The sequence below is a fragment of the Marinoscillum sp. MHG1-6 genome, from assembly GCF_024714475.1.
Classification (GTDB): domain Bacteria; phylum Bacteroidota; class Bacteroidia; order Cytophagales; family Cyclobacteriaceae; genus JAMZMI01.
Map to the genome: position 1 here is coordinate 528,873 of NZ_JAMZMI010000003.1, position 18,775 is coordinate 547,647.

The following is an 18,775-nucleotide window of genomic DNA, read 5'->3' on the forward strand; positions in this document are numbered from 1 at the left end:
CTAAATCAATGACCACCCACAAGGCTTCGGGCAGTATTCATAATGCTCATGTATCTGTGCATGGTTTTCATATCCATTAAGACATCATCATTTTTATCCTTAAGATCAAATAAATCAACATTCAGCTCATTAAACCTTGGATCTAACAAACGGCACTCTGCCAACAAAACAGCGGGAGAATCGGAGTCATCAACGATGCCTTCTTTATCTTCTATAAATGCCTTGAAATAATTGAGGACTGCATTGTATGCACTTTCACATACCATAAATGGAACAACATCTTCTTTCGGTCTGGAGAATTCTTTCATGGCTTCCTGGAAATGCATCTCAGCCTTTTCTAAAGTGGGGCGGGTTAATTCTAGTTTCATTGCTCTTTGGAATTTGATATTCGCTATTAATGTAAGCACGTATATCAACCTACCTTATGAGCATAGTCAAGCAAACAAATGATCTTTACCCATGATTATTAGAAGTCTGGCCTATAATTTCAAACCGCCAAAAGATTTGCCAAAAAAGCGATCCTAATGAGGTATATGGAATTATCCGAAAGGATTCAAATAATGAAAGCTATTGTATTACTCTGAGGAGGACAGCAAACCACATAAAAATCATACCGCTACCACCTCCATGTCAGACAGGTAAACGAGATACCCTTTGGGATCAGGGTACTCCATGCTTTGGAGGATTGACACATATTCGCGAACCTGCTTTTTATCCTTTTCACGAGGGATACCGGTTTTGAAGTCGATAACGATCGTCTGGTCTTTGGAGCGGTTCATGCGGTCTACCCGTCTCATATCCCCACCCGGAAGTAAAAAACCCACCTCGGTATCTACCTGCCATTTTCGATCAAACCAATCAGCGAGTTTGGGATGCTCTACTACCTTGGTTACAAAAGTGCGTTCGGGCGAATCCAGCACCTGCTCCAGGTCATCTTTGTACTTTACCCGACTGATCAGGTCATGAATCCGGAGACCCTGACGCTGAGATTCGTTAAATATCGTTTGGCCAAGTTCTAACGCCCCCCGTACCTGCACACCAACTTTTTCACGCCAGCTATGACAATGGTACTCCCCCAGAGCAAATTCTTCGGAGGACACTTCTTTTCCATGCTTTTTAGCAGGCCATTGGCCTACCGAATATTGATAAATGCTTTCATCAAAGGCATCCTGATCCTTCAGGGCTGTCAAACAGAAATCAGAAATTGATTTCACACTCAACTTCTCCAAATCGGGCTGATCTTTTCCTCTGGGAGGCTTGGGCAATTTACCAAATGCAAACAGCGCATCTACCGGACGAGTAAACGCCACATAAAGTAAATTCAGGTTGTCGAGGAAAGCTTTTAGCTTCTCATCATAATACTCCATGGCCCAATAGGTATTGGCCAGACTCTTTCCATACCTGAGTGGTATCACGGGTAGGCGATTATAAGGAGGCTCCGCTCCGGGTTGACACCACATGATGTTTTCATTCGTGGCACTATGATCCAGGTCCCAGTTCAGGAATGGGATGATCACCACCGGAAATTCTAATCCTTTTGATTTATGGATCGTCAGGATTTTGACCGCATTGTTGTCATCGGACAACTGGATGGTCTTCAGGTCTTTGACCTCTTCCCACCAGGTGAGGAAGCTCGAGATATCTCCTCGTTCATTTTTGGAGTAGTCAAGTATGGCATCCTGAAAACCCTGCAAGTAAGTGAACTCCACCTTATGCTGGTTCAATTCAAATATTCCTATCAGCCTTTCAACCAACTCATAGAGGGGAAGCGTTTTGAGGTAATCCTTTTCCTTGACAAAGGCTGGTGGCACCACCCTATGCCAAAAGTTCCTGGCAGAGAAAATTTCCGTCTCTGATTTCGTGGAATTTTTGATATATCGCTCATACTCAAACAGCCACTCTGCAAGTACGATGGTGTTGTCCTCATCGTTGAGCCACTTGATCAGGCTGATCACAAAACGAACCAGATGACTACTGGTAAGGTATAGCGCCTCTGAGCTGACCACTTCATATTTCAATTGCGGGTCTGCCTCCTCTGAGGAACTGTAATTCACAAAGGCATTGGCGATGAGCTTTCCTTCTTTTTTATTTCTGGTAAGGATAGCGATATCTCTTAGTTGATAACCGCTTCGCTGGGCCTCCTCCACTGCCTTGATGGTCCTGCTTGCACAAAGGTCCTTCCAGCCTTCATCTTCTTCACTATCCAACTCACTGAGAAACTCAACCTGAATCAACCCTTGATTGGCTTCTTTAAATGCCGGTACTTCCTGAACCACGTCGGCATAGGTTGCCAGCACTTCAGCTATCCTACCAGATATCTGTTCACGTCGATCACCGGCCAGCACCTCTTCCAGTGCATTTTGAAAATAGGCATTGGCTACATTAAGGCTTTCGGTGAAAAACTGATTATTGAACTGCACCACTTCATAGGAGCTGCGCCAGTTCATCGCGAGATTGTCTTCGTGCACCATCTCACTCCCCCCCATATCTGATTTCACACGATTTTGAAGGAGCTGCCAATCGCCTCCCCTCCAACGGTAAATGCTTTGTTTTACATCACCAACGACCATGCTGAACTCTCCCTGATCGGAGGCATTGCGCACGAGCGGACGGAAGTTGTCCCACTGGAAGGATGAAGTATCCTGAAACTCATCGATCAGGTAATGCTGAAACATGCTGCCCACCTTTTCATAGATGTACGGCGTGTCGTTATCATTGATGATCTGATGCAGAAAGTCCGGCAAATCGGCAATCAGCATCACATCATTTTCATCCCTATAGTCCTGTATGCGTCGGTTGATCTCTGTTAATATCCCGAAGGTATAGATATAGCGAAGTGCTTCTTTTGATGACTCATAGACCATGAGGTGATCATCATGATAGGCAATAATCTCATCAAACAGGTTGGCCAGGCCTTCTGCCAAGCAGGCATCCAGGGCAGGACCATTCGGGGCTTTGGCTTTGACCCAATCCTCATGATTGCCTACTTTCTTGCGCTGACCATCAGTGACCACAATCTCATCCTGAAGCTTCACAAACAGGTTGGCCGGGCTTTGGGTCTTACCTCCTTTAAAATCCCCCGGATCAACACCATGCTTTCGCATGATCTTCAACCCCTCTGATGCTTTACTTTTGAGTGTATTTTCAAAAGAATAGCGGATCTTGTCCAACTCCTTCTTCAGCTCAGTGAAAAAAGCAGGATTTTCGCCAAGCTTCAGTACCTCTTTAGAGTATGGTTTAAAATCATCTTTAAGCACCTGGGCAGACAGCTTATTGATCTCTTTACGGACATCCCACGATTCACCATTTTCCACCCTTTCGGATGCAAATTGTGTCAGCCACTTTTTCAAGGATTTTTTATCATCCTCCCCAACCCGCAGTAGCATATCATCCACTACCTGCTGCATGACTTTATCGAGGTCAAGATCTATAGAGAAGCTTCCTTGCAAACCCATTTCCTTGGCAAAGGATCGGATGACCTGATGAAAAAAGCTGTCGATCGTAACAACCGCAAACCTGCCGTACTGGTGGAGGATATCGGTAAGTGTTTGCTCGGCTGTCTTTTGAAGTTGGTCGGGTGTTTTGCCAAGCGCAATTTCAAGTTCAGCCTGAACGGAAGGCCTCTTTCCATCCGCTATATCCCGAAGTACCGATACGATCCGGGACTTCATTTCCTCGGTCGCCTTGTTGGTAAAAGTTACCCCTAGTATATTCCGGAAGGCACCCGGACGGCTCAGTGCTATCTTGAGGTATTCCTTTGTGAGGGTATAGGTCTTACCCGACCCTGCGGACGAGCGATAGATATGAAAGGAAGGCTTAAAATCTGGTTCAGAAATCACGGGTTAAAGATACCCAACCATTACAAAGAAATGTCACTCCGATCCCGATAGCTCACGAGGAGAGGAATCTTATTGGTTAACGTCACTCTGAACGAAACCCCAACCAGCGCAAGCGTCCGCTTGTGCTTTGGTGTCATTACCGGTATCCTACCTTTATGAGTAGAAAGTACAAGTTTCGCGATCAGGAAAAATTGCATTTCGTCAGCTTTGCTACTGTCTATTGGCTCGACTTATTTGTCAGATCGGAGTATTCGGAAATTTTGTTGGATAGTTTGAGATACTGCCAGCGAGAAAAGGAGAGGTATCTTATTGGTTAACGTCACTCTGAACGAAACATGAAGTGCTGACCTGGGCGGTGGCGGTGATGTGTACTACACCTATGATGCCGGTGGCAACCGGGTAAGAAAGGTCATAGAAAATGGCAACATTACCGAGGAGCGTATTTATCTTGGTGATTACGAAGTGTATAGAAAAACAGTGAGTAGCGTACTGGATACCGAAAGAGAAACCCTGCACTTGTCTGATGATACAGGCAGGATAGCACTGACAGACACCCTGACAGTGGATGGTGGCAGTACAGTAACTACACCCACTACCAATGTCCGCTACCAGCTATCCAATCACCTCGGTTCTGCCTCCCTGGAGCTGGACGATACAGCAGCAATTATTTCTTACGAGGAGTACCATCCTTTTGGCTCCACAGCTTACCGCTCAGGACGCAACCAGGCAGAGACCAGCCTCAAACGCTACCGATATGTAGGAAAGGAACGAGACGAGGAAACAGGCCTTTACTACTATGGAGCAAGGTATTATGCCGCCTGGCTGGCGAGGTTTATCAGTGTCGATCCGCTGAAGGATAAGTATCCACAGTTGAATAGCTATAATTATTCTGACAATGACCCAGTGGGTGATTTAGATATTGATGGAAGGCAAAATACGACCTCAGAAGTAAGAGAAGGAGGACAAACCCACACAGTCCAAGCAGGAGATACCTATTCAAAACTGGCCAAAAAATACGGGGTATCGGTGGATCAATTGAGAGAATTGAACAAGTATGAAGATACCAAAATTCCTATTGGTGCTGATCTTAAAATTTTCAAAGAGGATCAAAGTTCAGGTGATAGTAATAAATCCGACTCAAATTCAAATAGCAGCTATCAACCAGACCTCCATTCCCCTCCATTAGATGCGCTAAGAGTCGATTCTCAGGATTTTGATCTACCAGCTTCAACCAGTAGTGAAAAAATAACACTGATCCCTTTAAAATTTCTTAATGCGGCAGGTGTTGGATCAGCTTCTTATGGATTAGATCGATTAGCACAGGATATTGTTAAAAGAAAAGAAACTATGGAATTTATACTTAATAATCCAAAAACATTACCTGGGGGACTTGAAGCAAATCGACAATTGATCAATGAAGGAATCGAGTCCTTCACATTTTATCCAAATAAGGGAAGTGGTGGAAGTAGTATTGGAGTAAGAAATGTAAAGTTTACCCAAACATCAACAATAGCTAGTGCCGCTAAAAAATTATCTCACTTTGGAACCATCTTAGATGTTGGCTTGATCTCATACGACTTATACCAAGGAGATTATAAATCAGCTACTCAAGGATCGGTTGTGCTAAGTGCTACATTGATTATGCATCCTGTAATTGGACCTGCAGTAGCCATTTCAGAGCTTAGCTATGCTGTTCATGGTGATGAGTTCAGGTCTCAGTCAGCGGAACAGGCCAAAAATGATTACTTCAAATACAAAAACTTGGACTATAAAAAGGCAAACAGAGCCTTGGATCTGTATAAGAAGATGGGTGGGCGAGAATGCCTAAACTGCATGCCTAAAAACCTAAGTATTGGACCTAAGAATTAAGGATAACTGCAGACATGAAAACAATCTATTTTCATTTCCTATTGCCTTTTTACATGCTTTCCAAGCATATAAAGGTAACTCTTGATAGATATGTAATAAGTAGTGTGTTTTTTTCAAGCATATTTCTTAGTTGCACGGTCTTTTTTTTGTATTATATCAATTTGCTGATTTCAACAAACACTTGCTTGGAGCCAGAAATGAATAAGCTGACTGCATGGACATTTATTGTTTCCAGTGGTTACGGGTCAATAATTTGCTTTGATTCTGAACGAACGGAAAACGAATTAGAAAAAATCAGAAAAAACAAAAAAATAGGCATTGGGAAAATACTCTTAACCATGTTTATAGCTCTTGTTGTTACCACTTTATCGACATACGTATTAATCTGCCTAAGCTGACGCACGCGTGTCCCTCCGTTACCCCCGCTAGTCCGAGCATGGATAAAAAGTAATGGCTAGTGCCAGCTTGTAGCTGGTACTTTACCCCAGTTGTTTTAAGTGTTAGCGCAGCTACACTAGCCGTGCGCCACTTAAAACTTCCAATGAATACAAGTGTCTCCAGACACGGCATTTGAAGTGAGGTATTATATTTACCGGTATGTCAGCATACAAATTTGATGATCCGGATGGATTATACTTCGTGACCTTTACCGTAGTAGAGTGGGTAGATGTATTCACGAGAGAAGATTATGTGATGATCATTCTGGGAAGTTTGAGACATTGTCAAAAAGAAAAGGGTCTTATCATACACGCCTGGGTCATTATGTCTAATCATCTGCATCTGGTTATTTCCCGTAAAGAAGGAGTAAATAATTCCTTTTCAGATATCGTACGTGACTTCAAAAAATTTACCTCATCTCAGATTTTAGCCAGCATTCAGTCTAATAGTTTTGAAAGCAGGAGAGGCTGGATGCTGTGGCTGTTCCAGTCTGCCGGCGCAAAAAACAGCAACAACAAAAATTATCAATTCTGGAAACACGATAGTCATTCGGAATTGCTCTTTTCCAATAAGTTTATGGATCAATAGATCAATTATATTCATCAAAATCCGGTTTTAGCTGGTCTGGTGGATGAATCGGAGCATTATCGTTATTCCAGCGCAAGAGATTATTGTGGGTATAGAGGGCTTTTGGAAGTGGAATTGATCCGTTAGACAAGACCGTGTCGGAGACACTGGATATCATTTGTTAGTTTTAAGTGTCACACTTCGTGGAACACTTAAAACAACGGTAGTAAACGTGGACCGCACCAGGGATAGAAACGGTTACCCCGCAGCAAAGCGAGGAGTAATAGTGAATTGGATTTGCAGCAAAAAATTGGACAATAGGTTAAGGGCATTTTGAATAATTGATTTTACCATATTGCTCGGGATTTTCACAATCAAAAGGAAAGCGTGTAACGGTTCTTCCTCATTCATACTTCCCCATCTAGCGCGGATGTTATATCCGTGCTTTCTTGCATGCCCTGGTTTTATCTGTCACGGAACTAAGTTCCGCGCCAGATGGGGCTGATTCAGCATTCTCTTTCATGATTCTATAACCAGTAGGACACACGCGTCACGCGTGCGCCAACATTGGCGAGAGTGGTAAGTTTTATGGAAAGGAAATCGCGCCAAGAACCATAGCTCAACGAGCCTCCCGGAAGAGCTCAGGCCCAGTACCTAAATTGGATCAATCCGAAAAGTTGTAGGGTAATAGAAGCCGGAAACAAAGCTTTACAAGCTGACAATCTTGTTTTCAAAAATCACTCACTCAGAAGTTGCCTTCCGGATTGATCTCAATGATTTCCGATCAACCTCTGTAGAGAGGCTTGAATACTTATTGTCATAGACATTTTTAGTTGGATTGGACAAAACATTTACTGCCCCAAAACCTCTATTCAGGCTGAAAACCTCATCAGCCAATTCAGCATCAGAATAAAAGTAATGGGAGATCTGATTGTTCTGCCATTCATCATTTCGCCTGATAAATTGGTGTTTCTTCGTTACAAAACCTGCCCTGTCAAATGTATACTCATGCTTCAAAGACGGCATCCAAACACTATCTTTTCTATTCCATTCATAAGACGCCAAATCCAGCTGATCATCCAATCGAGAATACATAAAATCTGTCTTGGACCCTGTGAAATTATGATAGGATCCAATGTTGTATGACTTCTGAGATTTGGAAGACAATCTGCCAAATGAATCATAGGCGTTTTCTATAACGGTACCACTGTCCCACGACCTGGTGCTTTTGTTCCACACACTGCTATGGCTATACACCGTATTTCCATTTTCATCATATGCTATCTCGTATTTCCTTTCCGGATCCCAGACCACTTTATCAGTGTAGACATAAGGGTTTTCAAAAGCAGTAACCTCTAAATTTCGATCATTATTTTCGTATCTAAACTCACTTTTATAGGCTCCTATCCATTCCCCTGCTACGGAGCTTTGATCGGTCACATGATTTAAGATGGTTCCATCCTCTTGATATTGAAATTTGGTTTGCTCCTCAATCTGCCATTCACCCAGGTCAGAGTTCCAGCTAAACGAACGATCCGCAACTCTTTGTCCATCCATCCAGTGAATCTCCTTTTTTTCATCTGGCAGCCACAAATTGCTATGACGATCCCATTTTGACTTCACATCAGAAGTGATGTTCAAGAGACTATCATAAGTGAATTCGTTTTTCCATGAGCCCACCCAATCGTTGTAATTCGAATCCCACCTATAATAAGTCTGGAGTTCCACTTTTCCTGAATCATTATAGACATATTCAACTTTATAAAATTTACCTTTCCAAACGCCAACAAGAGCATCCCATGAATAGTCAGCTTTCACCAGTACATTGCCCCTATCATCCAGCTTTTCATCTCTTTTGGCAGTTGGTTGCCATTTGTTAGCGCACTTATTCCAGAAATAGTCAATATAGTATTCCTGATTTCCCGATACCGTATAAGTGTACTCCCGCTTGCTTTTAGTTGTATCATTACCCAACGATGAAGTGTTGATGTTGTAATATATAATGTAGTCAAGGAGCTTATCTTTTGCTCCAACCGTTCTCGAGTCAACGCCCTTATTCATTGAGTAACAATTCAGCAATTGCTGATCATATGCAGTAGGATTTTGACTTCTGGCATTAAAAAATATAGCCATTAGAAGGAAAACACACAGGTATCTCATGTTAGCGCATTAATTACAAATGAATGGAAATGTAACTTTTAGGAAGGCCAGTCAAAAGCAAAGACCTTCTGATTAAGCCACTAACATTGGTGAGGAATCGAATAGGTGTAATTTGTACCCTTTGATGATTTCATTCACAACTGACAGATTGTGCTGATGCTCAGAATGACCATTGTTAATTGAGGCTATTAGATGATTGCGAATCTTTTCGGCGCATTCTATGGCCATTAGTGTGTCATCAAAACTTAGCGAATCTGTCATTTGCTGGAGTTCAGCAAATAGTCTACTGGTTGGGGCTTTCATAATAAGGATATTTAGCTGTTGGTAATAACAAGTTGCATCAATATATTTTATTATCAAATTCTGAATGTACGGTCAGGTAAAATCTGCGAATGAATCGGTAAATACCTGAATGAACGTCATAACACTACTTAAACTCAAATGAAAGGTTCTAGGTATTCGATAATTACAATGCGATTCAGATCATAATATGATTGTTTGCATTAAATCTGAAAGCCACGTACCTTCATTAAAAACACATTTCATCGTCATGAATAAAAACCCCGAGGTAGACACTTACCTGAAAAACAAAGCCCATCCCATGACTCCCGAGATTCAAAGAGTAAGGGAGATCATACTGGAAACGCATCCGGACATCATCGAAACGATTAAATGGAGTAGCCCCACCTTCATTTATAAGGGCAACATGGCCTCCTATTTTATGAATGCCAAGAAGCATGTTAGCCTAATGTTTCATAAGGGTGCCTTAATTGACGACCGTACCGGATTGCTTCAGGGTGACGGAAAAGAAGGACGCACCGCAAAATTTGCCAGTATGAAGGAAATCGAAAACAGGAAGGATGATCTGCAATCAGTGGTAAAGGGCTGGATTGCACTTCAGGATCAGAATGCTTAAATAAAAAGGCACTGCCAATTAAGCTCGTTCAAGTATTCCGCTTAAACATGCCGAAGATGCTCTCCGAGCATGAAACCTTTCCTAATCATTGTCAGGAGGAAAAATTCAAAACCAATTATTGTTAATAACGAACAAAAAATCCACATTTTTAGAGGTAGTACAAATTTGCGCACCAGGGATGGAACGGTATGTTTGAGCTCTGCCGAAGTATGAGGCAAGCGAGCAGTGACAGCCCACCCGGGTGCCCAAAATATTAATCACTATTCGACCCCAGAGCCTCCCAGATATGAACGTTCATCAGGAGTAGCAACATGCCATAAAAAGGGTCTTCCACGGGTATAGTTCCCAAGCGCATTCCAAGGTTCTCCAGGTCATTGTACCACACAACTTCTCCATCAATCCAGCTACCGGTCAACACCCCATTGATCAGAAAAAACGGAATCAGGATCACCAGGTAACTCAAAAAGAACTGACCAAGAAAATGCTTTCGAGTGAATGACAGGAATATCAGGTAGCTCCCAAGCAAAATACCCGTAACAACTGTATAATCCCGACCAAAATTCAGGATCGTGATTATAAGGACGATGAGGCCAAGTACAGCAGTGACGAGGTGGAAATCCTTGACTTTTACAGGCATTAAATGCTTGAATGCAAAGTAGGTAAAAAGGCAGGCATAAGGAATACAAATGAAGAAGAGCCACTCCTCCAGAGGCAGCCCCAGTAGATCCACTCCTAGCAAATAACGTTCATTGAAACCCCAATGTCCCCATCTCGTGAAGTACACATCCCAAACAACAAACAATGCCATCGGGATCAGAATCGCCGGAATGATTCTTTTTACAGTACTGGCAAAAGGTGCTTTGGGGTAAAAGCTGAAAGCCAAAGGAACACTGATAGCAAGGAGGTCCAGCGCCAGGTATACGAAGCGATCAGGCATGTTCCTTCTTTTCGTATTTCTTATCGGCAAATAGGAAACCGAAACTCTCGCAATCCTCTTTGGTATGCTTCGTGTGATGTGCGTAGTGCGCATTGATCAGGCGCTTGAGGTATTTACTCTTAGGTCTGATCCTGAATTTGATACGCTGATGCACCAAAACATCATGGAAGAGGAAGTAGAAAAGTCCATAGGCCAGTATGCCAATCGCAACAGAAGTGAGGTAAAAGGAATCGGTGTAATAGGTAGAATAATAAAAGAGTCCAATAGAAGGTAAACTGAATACCACCGCGAACAGATCATTACGTTCGAACCTTCCTTTACGAGGCACATGGTGGGAATGGTGCCAACGCCACATAAAACCGTGCATGATGTATTTGTGCGTAAACCAGGCTACTCCTTCCATGAAGACAAACACACCTATTACAATCAATATGTTCAGGATGATCTCAATCATGGGTGCAGTTCTTTCATAATTAAATGAAACCAAAAGGTAAACGATTCGGGATTTTCCACCATTTCGTTCTTAAGTATCGGCACTGGAACAAACCTATATTCTGATGCCTCCTCAGGATTTAAGATTGGCAATTGATCAGTCTTCCCAACAAATACATGATCCAGTTCGTGCTCGATCAACCCGTTTTCAAAATCTACCTTGTAAATGAACTTATGAGAAAAATGCGTTTCACAGGTAAGGCCAATTTCTTCCTGAAGGCGTCTGGCTACTGCCTCACTGGTCAGCTCATTTGGTCTGGGGTGACTGCAACAGGCATTGGACCATAATGAAGGAGAATGGTACTTGGAACCTGCTCTTTTTTGGATCAGCATCTCTCCTGCTTCGTTATAAACCACCACAGAAAGCGCACGATGCAAACTCCCTTCCTGATGAGCACTGAGCTTCTCCATGGTTCCCACCTGCTCATCCTGTTCATTAACCAATGTTACTAGCTCTTCCATCATAAAAACAGCTTTCTTTCCTCTTCTGTGATATGCTTTGATATCTTCATTATTCTTTGAACCCGCTGTTTCAGGTCTGCATCTTTCATTTCATTGAAGGCTTGCATTAAAAAGGCCTTGTCCTCCTCGATATAGTCATCATATCCCAGAAAGTCCGGCGCCTTCGTTTGACAGGCAAACCGCAAATACCTTATCTCCACATTTTCCTTAGCGGCCTCCACTGCCTCATTAAGCCGGTCAGATCCTCTGTTGAAATAGCTTAGCTTGTTCCACGGCGCGATAGCATTATCAGCCATAATCATTTCAATCGTGGCGAAATAGGCCATCGCTAAGGCTGTATGAACCTTTTCCTCCTTCATAGCCTCATAGATCTCTTCCGCCCGATCCTCAGAGGCATAAGCCTCATCAAATAGTTGACGATAATTGGCATCCTCCTGAAGAGGAACTATCATGGTAATTAACATCAATAAGACCATTTACGATCAAAATTGAATAATAAATAGGACTTGAGCATAATACTCAGCTTACGGGTGTTGTTAATCCTGATCCTATCTGTAAGAATTCTTTCCGCAGACAGAGCCCGGATTTTATTAAACAGCGATCGATAATATCGATAGGCCAGGAACACTCCCAACCGACAACATAGCGGCAATTGTCTGATTCCTACCAGGGCATCATCAAAGTCCTTTTCGATGTCAGCTTCAATTTGCCTTTTAGTTTCTTCGGTCAAACCGGCGTGTTGTATTTCCGGAAAATAGGCCCGGTTCAGATTCATGGTATCATGCTTAAGGTCACGAAGGAAGTTGACTTTCTGAAATGCAGCTCCCAATCGCTCAGCAGCAAATTTCAATTCCTGATATCGCTGCTTGTCGCCATTAACAAATACTGTCAGACACATCAACCCAACAACCTCCGCCGAGCCCACAATGTATTCTTCATAGCTATCCTCATCATGTGTCTCCATGCTCAGATCCATTTCCATAGAATTAAAAAAGGACTCAATGAGCTCAGGATCTATCTGATATTTATTGATAGTCTCCTGGAAACTTTGAAGGATCGGATTTAGGCTGATCCCTTCACTAATGGCCTCATAGGTGTCCGCCTTAAATCTTGCTAACAATATCTTTTTATTATAATCATGAAAGGTATCAACGATCTCATCGGCAAAGCGCACCAAGCCATAAATCGCATAAATGTCAGAACGAATACTCGGATCAAGCAATCTGATACCAAGGGAAAAACTAGTGCTGTAGCTCCGGGTGGTTAATTGGCTGCATTTGAGACAAACCTGATCATAAAGTGCTTTCATAGCGATTTCAAATATTCGTTAACATAATTGGCTGCTAATTCTCCTGATACAATGGAGGGCGGAACTCCAGGACCCGGAACAGAAAGCTGTCCGGTGAAAAATGTATTCTTCAATTTCTTGTGACGCATATTAGGTTTGAGGAAAGCTGTCTGCTTTAGTGTATTGGCCAATCCATAGGCATTACCTCTAAAAGCGTGATAGTCCTTTTTAAAATCTTCTACCGCATAATCCTTTCTGTAAACCACGTTTGGCCTGATGTCCACTCCTATCTTCTCTTTCATCCGATCACAAACCAGGTTGAAGTAGTGCTCCTTCATTAGTTCTGTATTTTCCAATCCCGCTGCCACGGGAATCAGGATCACCAGATTTTCATGTCCTTCCGGTGCAACACTGGGGTCTGTTTTAGATGAACAGCTCACATAGAACTGGGGACGCTCGGGAAAGGAAACGGTCTCGTAAATCGCCTTACTGTGATCACCAAAATCGGTATCGAAAAACATATTATGGTGCTCCAGTTGCGGAAGCTTACCCTTAAAACCAATGTAGTAGAGGAAAGCCGATGGAGCCATCACTCTGCTATCCCAATAGGTAGATGAATATTGCCGATAGGCTTCTGGAAGTACTTCAGTATCAAAATGATGGTAATCACCACTGATCACAAAAGTATCAGCCTTATATCCCTTTGAACTGGTGGAGGCCTGCGTGATTTGCTGATTGGAGATGTCAAAGTTTTTGACTTCCTCACCTGCTATAAACCGAACCCCTTGCTCTTCAGCCACTTGCTTGAATGCATCGGCAATTCTGCCGAAACCTCCCATCGGATACCAGGTACCCAGATAAAGCCCCGCATAATCCATCATGGAATAAAGCGCCGGTGTATGCTTTGGGTCAGCCCCTAAAAAAAGCACAGGAAATTCTAATAACTGAATAAGGTATGGATGTTTGAAATACTGCCTGATGTGTTTACTGATGGGCTTAAGGAGGTGCAGGCCTGCTGCAGACTTCATAATTTTCCAATCGATAAACGGCCATATGCCGTTGGGCTGACGGTAGATAATATCATTAACCCCTACTTCGTATTTAAAAGCCCCGTCCTCCATGAAGGCTTCTAATCGTTTTGAGCTCCCGGGCTCAAGTCTTTCAAAAAGATCATGAAGTGCCTCACGATTATCAGGAATCGTTACGACCTCATTTTCAAAAAATATCTTGAAGTTCGGCTCGAGTCGAACGAGGTCATAATAGTCTGAAGCAGATTTACCGAAATAGCTGAAAAACCGATCGAAGACATCCGGCATCCAATACCAGGAAGGCCCCATATCGAAAGAAAACCCTTGCTCCCTCAGTACCCTCGCACGCCCGCCAGTCTCGGCATTTTTTTCAAGTAAGGTCACTTCATGCCCGTCTTTAGCAATAAGTGCCGCGGATGACATGCCGGCGAACCCTGAACCAATAACAACAGCTTTCAATAATGTTTAACATTTTAATGATACTGTTAAACACGTAGGCGGTTCTATTGTTTATGAGCGGTAAGAAAAAATTAAATTTATTTTTCAGTAAGCAGGGCCCAATCTCATTAATAAATGAGTTCGAGGTAGTTTTTATAATGGATTAGTTGATTCACAGTGATTTTTGGATCCTTCAGTACTTTGGACACAATAAACGCTCCCTCCAGAATTACTGTAAACATATCAGCCAGTGAATCCACATCAATTTCAATTGAAGGTTTTTTGATCCTGGACACCTCATTAATTAAAGCCACCAATGTCTTCCTCCAGAGATAAACAGCCTCCACCACCATGTCCATCACCTCTTGGCCAAACTGTTCGGGTTCATAGGTATATGAAGCATACAAGCATCCGGCATAAGGTGAATCCAGCCCATCGAAAATATCAATAAACCACTGAATAAACATTGACAGTCTTTTCGCAGGATCATTTTCATATTCTATTGTTCCTTCCAGCGCACCCTTCAGTTCACCCATGTCGTGCATAGCAAAATGACGCATCAACTCCATCGCCAGCTCCGACTTACTCTTAAAATGATAAAAAAAGGCACCCTTGGTAAGCTCCGTTTTGGCTAGAATATGGTCAATAGTCGTTCCGGCAAAGCCATTAGTCAGGACTAGCTGGGTGGTTTCGTCCAGGATTTTTGTTCTTGTCTTATTTCCGTCTTTGGGCATACCCAAATATAGGTATTTTATACCAACTAGTTTGTTTAATTATAAATCATACTTATTTTTGTACCAACTAGTTTGTTTAAAAACATTAACTTTAAGTAACATGCCTTCACCAATTGACATTTTGTTAGACCCCATTTCCCTCGCAGTAATTGGGATGTATGGGCTGCTATTCGCCTGGGAATCATTTTTCCCTCGTAACAAAAATTTACCGAGCATTAAATATGCTACCGCCAGAGGTTTGATTGCCTTCGGAGTATTCTTCTACCTTAGTTCTTACCTGCCGCTATTTACAGATGAGTATCTGGCGTCCTTTCAACTGTTCGACCTAAGTGGTTTCTCATTAGGCTCACAAATCGCTATTGGATTATTTATCTACCAGTTTGCGCTTTACTTATGGCACTGGTCCATGCACAAGTCCAACACGCTTTGGAAGGTATTTCATCAGATGCATCACAGTGCCGAAAAACTGGATATCCCCAGCGCCTTCTATTTTAGCCCTATGGATATGGTTGGTTTCACCTTATTGGGCAGTCTCGTTTTTGCACTTGTCATCGGCGTGAGCCCAACAGCAGCTACGGTGGTTATACTTTCACTTAATTTCCTAAGCATCTTTCAGCATGCAAATATCAAAACACCAACATGGCTTGGGTACCTGATACAACGACCGGAACAGCACGCTATTCATCATGGCCGTGGCATTCATGGTTACAATTACTCCGACTTCCCCGTTTATGACATGATCTTTGGTACTTTCAAAAACCCGGAAGACTACCAGGGGGAATACGGATTCTATGATGGTGGTTCCGCCAAAGTCCTGGATATGATCAGCTTTAAGGATATCGACAAAACAGCTACTTAGTAACTTCTGTAATTTTATTCAGATCGTAATGTTTAATCCCGGATCGGATTCTAATAAAATCTGGTTCGGGATTTTTTATTGCTTCAGGATTCTGTTCAGACATCAGGCAGTGGAGTTACAATACTCATGTACAAAAGAGGTCGTAGAGGATTTTTGGTATCTCATTTGCATGTAGCTACTTCTATTAAATATATTTACTTGCTCTCCGCCAACCAGTAAATAATGCCACTTATGAAAAAATTCATATTTATCATAGCTGCTATAGCCATGCAGTCTTGCTTGTATGAAGACGTCCCGCGCTCAATCATTGCAGATGTGGATCCCAATCTATGTATAGACTCTGATCTGGTCCTCATTTTGGAATCAACTCAGAACACCTCCGGATGTGGGGTGGCTGACGGAGCCTTAACCGTATCCGGATCGGGTGGAGTACCTCCCTATATGTATAGCATCAATGGAGGCACCAGTCAATCATCCAATGTTTTTGGCAGTCTATTAGGTGGCACCTACACTGTCACCGTGTATGATTCCAAGCCGTGCAGTTATGTTCTAAAAGATGTCATGGTAGAAAATGCCGGATCTACGCTTTCTGTATCTGCTACGACTACAGACAATACTTCCTGTCTTTCTCCAAATGGGGAAGTACAACTGAATGCAACAGGAGGTGATATGCCTTATAAATTCAGCTTTAATGGGTCTTCCCTTTCGGATGTTTCATTATACACTGGTGTCGCTCCGGGAACATACGAGGCCATGGTAGTAGATGCCAATGGAACCGGCTGTGAAGCGCCGATCAGTGTTACCGTACTGCAATCAAGCACTACGGACATCTCATACGAAACCTTTATTGCTCCACTTATCACGCAATACTGTGCGGCAGCCACCTGCCATGGTGCCGGCAACACCAAGCCAGGTGGAGACCTTACCACCTACAGCCTGGTTAAGGCCAATGCTGCTACTATCAAGAAAAGAACAGGAGATGGAAGTATGCCGAAAAGAGGTAAGCTATCCGCTGAACAGATCAAAAAGATTGCCTGTTGGGTGGATGCGGGGGCTCCGAATAATTGATCATTAAAAAAAATCGTCATGAAGATATACTTGAAAACCGGACTAGTAATTCTTGTACTGTGCATCGCAACATCATTACAAGCCCAGAAATATGTTTCAGAAAAAAGCAATGTGACTTTCTACTCCTATGCCCCACTGGAAGATATCACCGCCAAAAGCAAGAAGGCTGTAGGTATCATTGATGTAGATGCCGAGAAAATAGCCTTTTCCATCCCCATAAGAAGTTTTGACTTTGAAAAATCACTGATGCAGGAACACTTCAACGAGAAGTACATGGAGTCAGACAAATACCCCAAGTCAACTTTTCAGGCGGTGTTGATTGATTTCAATGCCAGAAAAAAAGGGGTACAAAATGTTACGGCAAAAGGAAAATTGACCATTCATGGGATTACTCAAAATGTAGAAATTCCCGGAAAGATTGAAATGTTGGGAAATGGGAAAATTCAGATCACCTCTACATTCATGGTCAAGCTGGTAGATTATGACATCACCGTTCCGCAAATCGTGTTTCAGAATATCGCAGAAGAAATAGAAGTCAAAGTAGATTTTACCCTATCCAAGAAGAAATAATTATTCAATACTTAGCTAACCAGAATGAAAAGATTTTTTACCCTGTTCGCTGCCCTGGTCGTCCTCTCACTCAATCTAGCAGGTCAGGATCTACTTTCTGAATTGGACGAACTAGATAGCTCAGAACCTGTTTATACTATTGCCACCTTCAAAGGAACCCGAGTTGTTAATGGACATTCCATAGAGACAAAGGGGGAGGGAGAACTAGAGTTTATCATTTCTCATAGGTTTGGAACCATAAATTCTGGAGGATATGACCTGTTCGGGCTAGATCAGGCATTTATCCGAATCGGATTAGAATACGGACTTACTGACCAATTGGGAGTTGGCATTGGACGGAACTCTTTCAATAAAATCTATGATGGGTATCTTAAATACAAAGCCATCAGGCAAAGTGATTCAGGCTCACCTGTTACTGCCACAACCTTGATAAGCATGGGACTACAGACCTACCCTCAATCAAAATTTGATTCAACGTTGACCTTTGGTAGTCGACTCAATTACACCTATCAGGTACTCATTGCACGGAAAATATCCTCAGATCTTTCAGTGCAGGTCGCTCCCACCTTCGTACACACCAACAGGGTTGATCAAACCATCTTAAATAATGACCAGTTTGCTATGGGCTTTGGAGCAAGATATAAACTAACGCGTAGCATATCTCTCAATGCTGAATATTATGCAAGATTTGACCCACACGCTGACTCACCTTATTATAATTCCTTTGGCCTGGGGATAGACATTGAAACAGGAGGACACGTCTTTCAATTGATTTTCAGCAATTCCCAGGGAATGGTGGAGCGAACCTTCGTCACCGAAACGGCAGGAAACTTCTTTAAGGGAGGAATTCATTTTGGGTTTAATATTACCCGGACCTTTCAGTTAACACATTAACAACCTTTTCGATCTAACCTTACCAACGCACTCGCTTGCTTCTTTCGGAGCGAAAAACATTCATATTTAGATAATAGAGCAGGTTTTCACCTATCAAATAGCTGAATGATCGGCCGATCCAATGTTAAATTTTGTTTCCTAATAAAAAAGTTAATGTTACGTAATTGTTAATTTCTTAACATTTACGTAACTTCGGGTCATCAAAAACTTAACAAT

Annotated in this window: 18 protein-coding genes; 7 read left to right on the forward strand and 11 right to left on the reverse strand. The window is 42.5% G+C overall.

Annotated elements, in window-relative coordinates:
* Window positions 1–5: 5 nt before the first annotated feature.
* Entirely contained in the window at window positions 6–368 is a 363-nt protein-coding gene (locus NXR94_RS09435) for a hypothetical protein (RefSeq protein ID WP_258104370.1), read from the reverse strand.
* 240 nt (window positions 369–608) lie between these two features.
* A complete protein-coding gene (locus NXR94_RS09440) occupies window positions 609–3,839 on the reverse strand; it encodes an exodeoxyribonuclease V subunit beta (RefSeq protein WP_258104371.1) in 3,231 nt (1,076 codons plus the stop codon).
* 366 nt (window positions 3,840–4,205) lie between these two features.
* Between NXR94_RS09440 and NXR94_RS09445 the strand changes: the two genes are divergently transcribed.
* Entirely contained in the window at window positions 4,206–5,708 is a 1,503-nt protein-coding gene (locus tag NXR94_RS09445; RefSeq protein WP_258104372.1) for an RHS repeat-associated core domain-containing protein, read from the forward strand.
* A 597-nt stretch (window positions 5,709–6,305) separates the two neighbouring features.
* Window positions 6,306–6,734 carry a transposase gene (locus NXR94_RS09450; protein ID WP_258104373.1) on the forward strand — a complete coding sequence of 143 codons (429 nt, stop codon included), beginning with the start codon at window positions 6,306–6,308 and terminating at the stop codon, window positions 6,732–6,734.
* Between the two features lie 720 nt (window positions 6,735–7,454).
* Here NXR94_RS09450 and NXR94_RS09455 read toward each other — a convergent pair.
* A complete protein-coding gene (locus NXR94_RS09455) occupies window positions 7,455–8,774 on the reverse strand; it encodes a hypothetical protein (protein ID WP_258104374.1) in 1,320 nt (439 codons plus the stop codon).
* Window positions 8,775–8,945: 171 nt separating this feature from the next.
* Complete coding sequence (locus NXR94_RS09460) at window positions 8,946–9,176, reverse strand: hypothetical protein (protein ID WP_258104375.1); 231 nt, start codon at window positions 9,174–9,176, stop codon at window positions 8,946–8,948.
* Between the two features lie 247 nt (window positions 9,177–9,423).
* On the opposite strand from NXR94_RS09460, the gene NXR94_RS09465 reads away from it, so the two are divergent.
* Entirely contained in the window at window positions 9,424–9,789 is a 366-nt protein-coding gene (locus tag NXR94_RS09465; protein ID WP_258104376.1) for a DUF1801 domain-containing protein, read from the forward strand.
* Window positions 9,790–10,042: 253 nt separating this feature from the next.
* Here NXR94_RS09465 and NXR94_RS09470 read toward each other — a convergent pair whose 3' ends face one another.
* The 7 genes from NXR94_RS09470 to NXR94_RS09500 all read right to left on the reverse strand — a co-directional run bounded on the left by NXR94_RS09470 (window position 10,043) and on the right by NXR94_RS09500 (window position 15,168).
* Complete coding sequence (locus tag NXR94_RS09470) at window positions 10,043–10,726, reverse strand: lycopene cyclase domain-containing protein (RefSeq protein ID WP_258104377.1); 684 nt, start codon at window positions 10,724–10,726, stop codon at window positions 10,043–10,045.
* Window positions 10,719–11,180 (reverse strand): sterol desaturase family protein, encoded by a 462-nt coding sequence (locus NXR94_RS09475; protein WP_258104378.1) that lies wholly within the window; start codon window positions 11,178–11,180, stop codon window positions 10,719–10,721. Before NXR94_RS09475 ends, NXR94_RS09470 begins: the two co-directional genes overlap by 8 nt.
* Complete coding sequence (idi, locus tag NXR94_RS09480) at window positions 11,177–11,683, reverse strand: isopentenyl-diphosphate Delta-isomerase (RefSeq protein WP_258104379.1); 507 nt, start codon at window positions 11,681–11,683, stop codon at window positions 11,177–11,179. The genes NXR94_RS09475 and idi overlap by 4 nt, the downstream gene beginning before the upstream one ends.
* Window positions 11,680–12,144, reverse strand: coding sequence for a hypothetical protein (locus tag NXR94_RS09485; RefSeq protein ID WP_258104380.1), 465 nt, complete (start codon window positions 12,142–12,144; stop codon window positions 11,680–11,682). The genes idi and NXR94_RS09485 overlap by 4 nt, the downstream gene beginning before the upstream one ends.
* Window positions 12,144–12,989 carry a phytoene/squalene synthase family protein gene (locus NXR94_RS09490; RefSeq protein WP_258104381.1) on the reverse strand — a complete coding sequence of 282 codons (846 nt, stop codon included), beginning with the start codon at window positions 12,987–12,989 and terminating at the stop codon, window positions 12,144–12,146. Before NXR94_RS09490 ends, NXR94_RS09485 begins: the two co-directional genes overlap by 1 nt.
* Entirely contained in the window at window positions 12,986–14,455 is a 1,470-nt protein-coding gene (locus tag NXR94_RS09495; protein ID WP_258104382.1) for an NAD(P)/FAD-dependent oxidoreductase, read from the reverse strand. The genes NXR94_RS09490 and NXR94_RS09495 overlap by 4 nt, the downstream gene beginning before the upstream one ends.
* Before the next feature lie 107 nt (window positions 14,456–14,562).
* On the reverse strand, window positions 14,563–15,168 hold the full coding sequence (locus NXR94_RS09500; RefSeq protein ID WP_258104383.1) for a TetR/AcrR family transcriptional regulator: 606 nt from the start codon (window positions 15,166–15,168) through the stop codon (window positions 14,563–14,565).
* A 100-nt stretch (window positions 15,169–15,268) separates the two neighbouring features.
* Here NXR94_RS09500 and NXR94_RS09505 point away from each other — a divergent pair, with 100 nt between their 5' ends.
* From NXR94_RS09505 to NXR94_RS09520, 4 genes are all read left to right on the forward strand, one after another.
* Complete coding sequence (locus NXR94_RS09505) at window positions 15,269–16,027, forward strand: sterol desaturase family protein (protein WP_258104384.1); 759 nt, start codon at window positions 15,269–15,271, stop codon at window positions 16,025–16,027.
* Between the two features lie 231 nt (window positions 16,028–16,258).
* Window positions 16,259–17,095 (forward strand): hypothetical protein, encoded by an 837-nt coding sequence (locus NXR94_RS09510; protein ID WP_258104385.1) that lies wholly within the window; start codon window positions 16,259–16,261, stop codon window positions 17,093–17,095.
* An 18-nt stretch (window positions 17,096–17,113) separates the two neighbouring features.
* Window positions 17,114–17,665 carry a YceI family protein gene (locus NXR94_RS09515; RefSeq protein WP_258104386.1) on the forward strand — a complete coding sequence of 184 codons (552 nt, stop codon included), beginning with the start codon at window positions 17,114–17,116 and terminating at the stop codon, window positions 17,663–17,665.
* 24 nt (window positions 17,666–17,689) lie between these two features.
* Window positions 17,690–18,559 (forward strand): DUF5777 family beta-barrel protein, encoded by an 870-nt coding sequence (locus NXR94_RS09520; RefSeq protein ID WP_258104387.1) that lies wholly within the window; start codon window positions 17,690–17,692, stop codon window positions 18,557–18,559.
* The last annotated feature ends 216 nt before the right edge of the window (window positions 18,560–18,775 follow it).

Excerpts from the sequence above, each read along its gene's own strand:
- NXR94_RS09435 (WP_258104370.1), bottom strand. The coding sequence starts at position 368 with ATGAAACTAGAATTAACCCGCCCCACTTTAGAAAAGGCTGAGATGCAT.
- NXR94_RS09450 (WP_258104373.1), top strand. The coding sequence starts at position 6,306 with ATGTCAGCATACAAATTTGATGATCCGGATGGATTATACTTCGTGACC.
- NXR94_RS09455 (WP_258104374.1), bottom strand. The coding sequence starts at position 8,774 with ATGAATAAGGGCGTTGACTCGAGAACGGTTGGAGCAAAAGATAAGCTC.
- NXR94_RS09460 (WP_258104375.1), bottom strand. The coding sequence starts at position 9,176 with ATGAAAGCCCCAACCAGTAGACTATTTGCTGAACTCCAGCAAATGACA.
- NXR94_RS09465 (WP_258104376.1), top strand. The coding sequence starts at position 9,424 with ATGAATAAAAACCCCGAGGTAGACACTTACCTGAAAAACAAAGCCCAT.
- NXR94_RS09470 (WP_258104377.1), bottom strand. The coding sequence starts at position 10,726 with ATGCCTGATCGCTTCGTATACCTGGCGCTGGACCTCCTTGCTATCAGT.
- NXR94_RS09475 (WP_258104378.1), bottom strand. The coding sequence starts at position 11,180 with ATGATTGAGATCATCCTGAACATATTGATTGTAATAGGTGTGTTTGTC.
- idi (WP_258104379.1), bottom strand. The coding sequence starts at position 11,683 with ATGATGGAAGAGCTAGTAACATTGGTTAATGAACAGGATGAGCAGGTG.
- NXR94_RS09485 (WP_258104380.1), bottom strand. The coding sequence starts at position 12,144 with ATGTTAATTACCATGATAGTTCCTCTTCAGGAGGATGCCAATTATCGT.
- NXR94_RS09490 (WP_258104381.1), bottom strand. The coding sequence starts at position 12,989 with ATGAAAGCACTTTATGATCAGGTTTGTCTCAAATGCAGCCAATTAACC.
- NXR94_RS09500 (WP_258104383.1), bottom strand. The coding sequence starts at position 15,168 with ATGCCCAAAGACGGAAATAAGACAAGAACAAAAATCCTGGACGAAACC.
- NXR94_RS09505 (WP_258104384.1), top strand. The coding sequence starts at position 15,269 with ATGCCTTCACCAATTGACATTTTGTTAGACCCCATTTCCCTCGCAGTA.
- NXR94_RS09510 (WP_258104385.1), top strand. The coding sequence starts at position 16,259 with ATGAAAAAATTCATATTTATCATAGCTGCTATAGCCATGCAGTCTTGC.
- NXR94_RS09515 (WP_258104386.1), top strand. The coding sequence starts at position 17,114 with ATGAAGATATACTTGAAAACCGGACTAGTAATTCTTGTACTGTGCATC.
- NXR94_RS09520 (WP_258104387.1), top strand. The coding sequence starts at position 17,690 with ATGAAAAGATTTTTTACCCTGTTCGCTGCCCTGGTCGTCCTCTCACTC.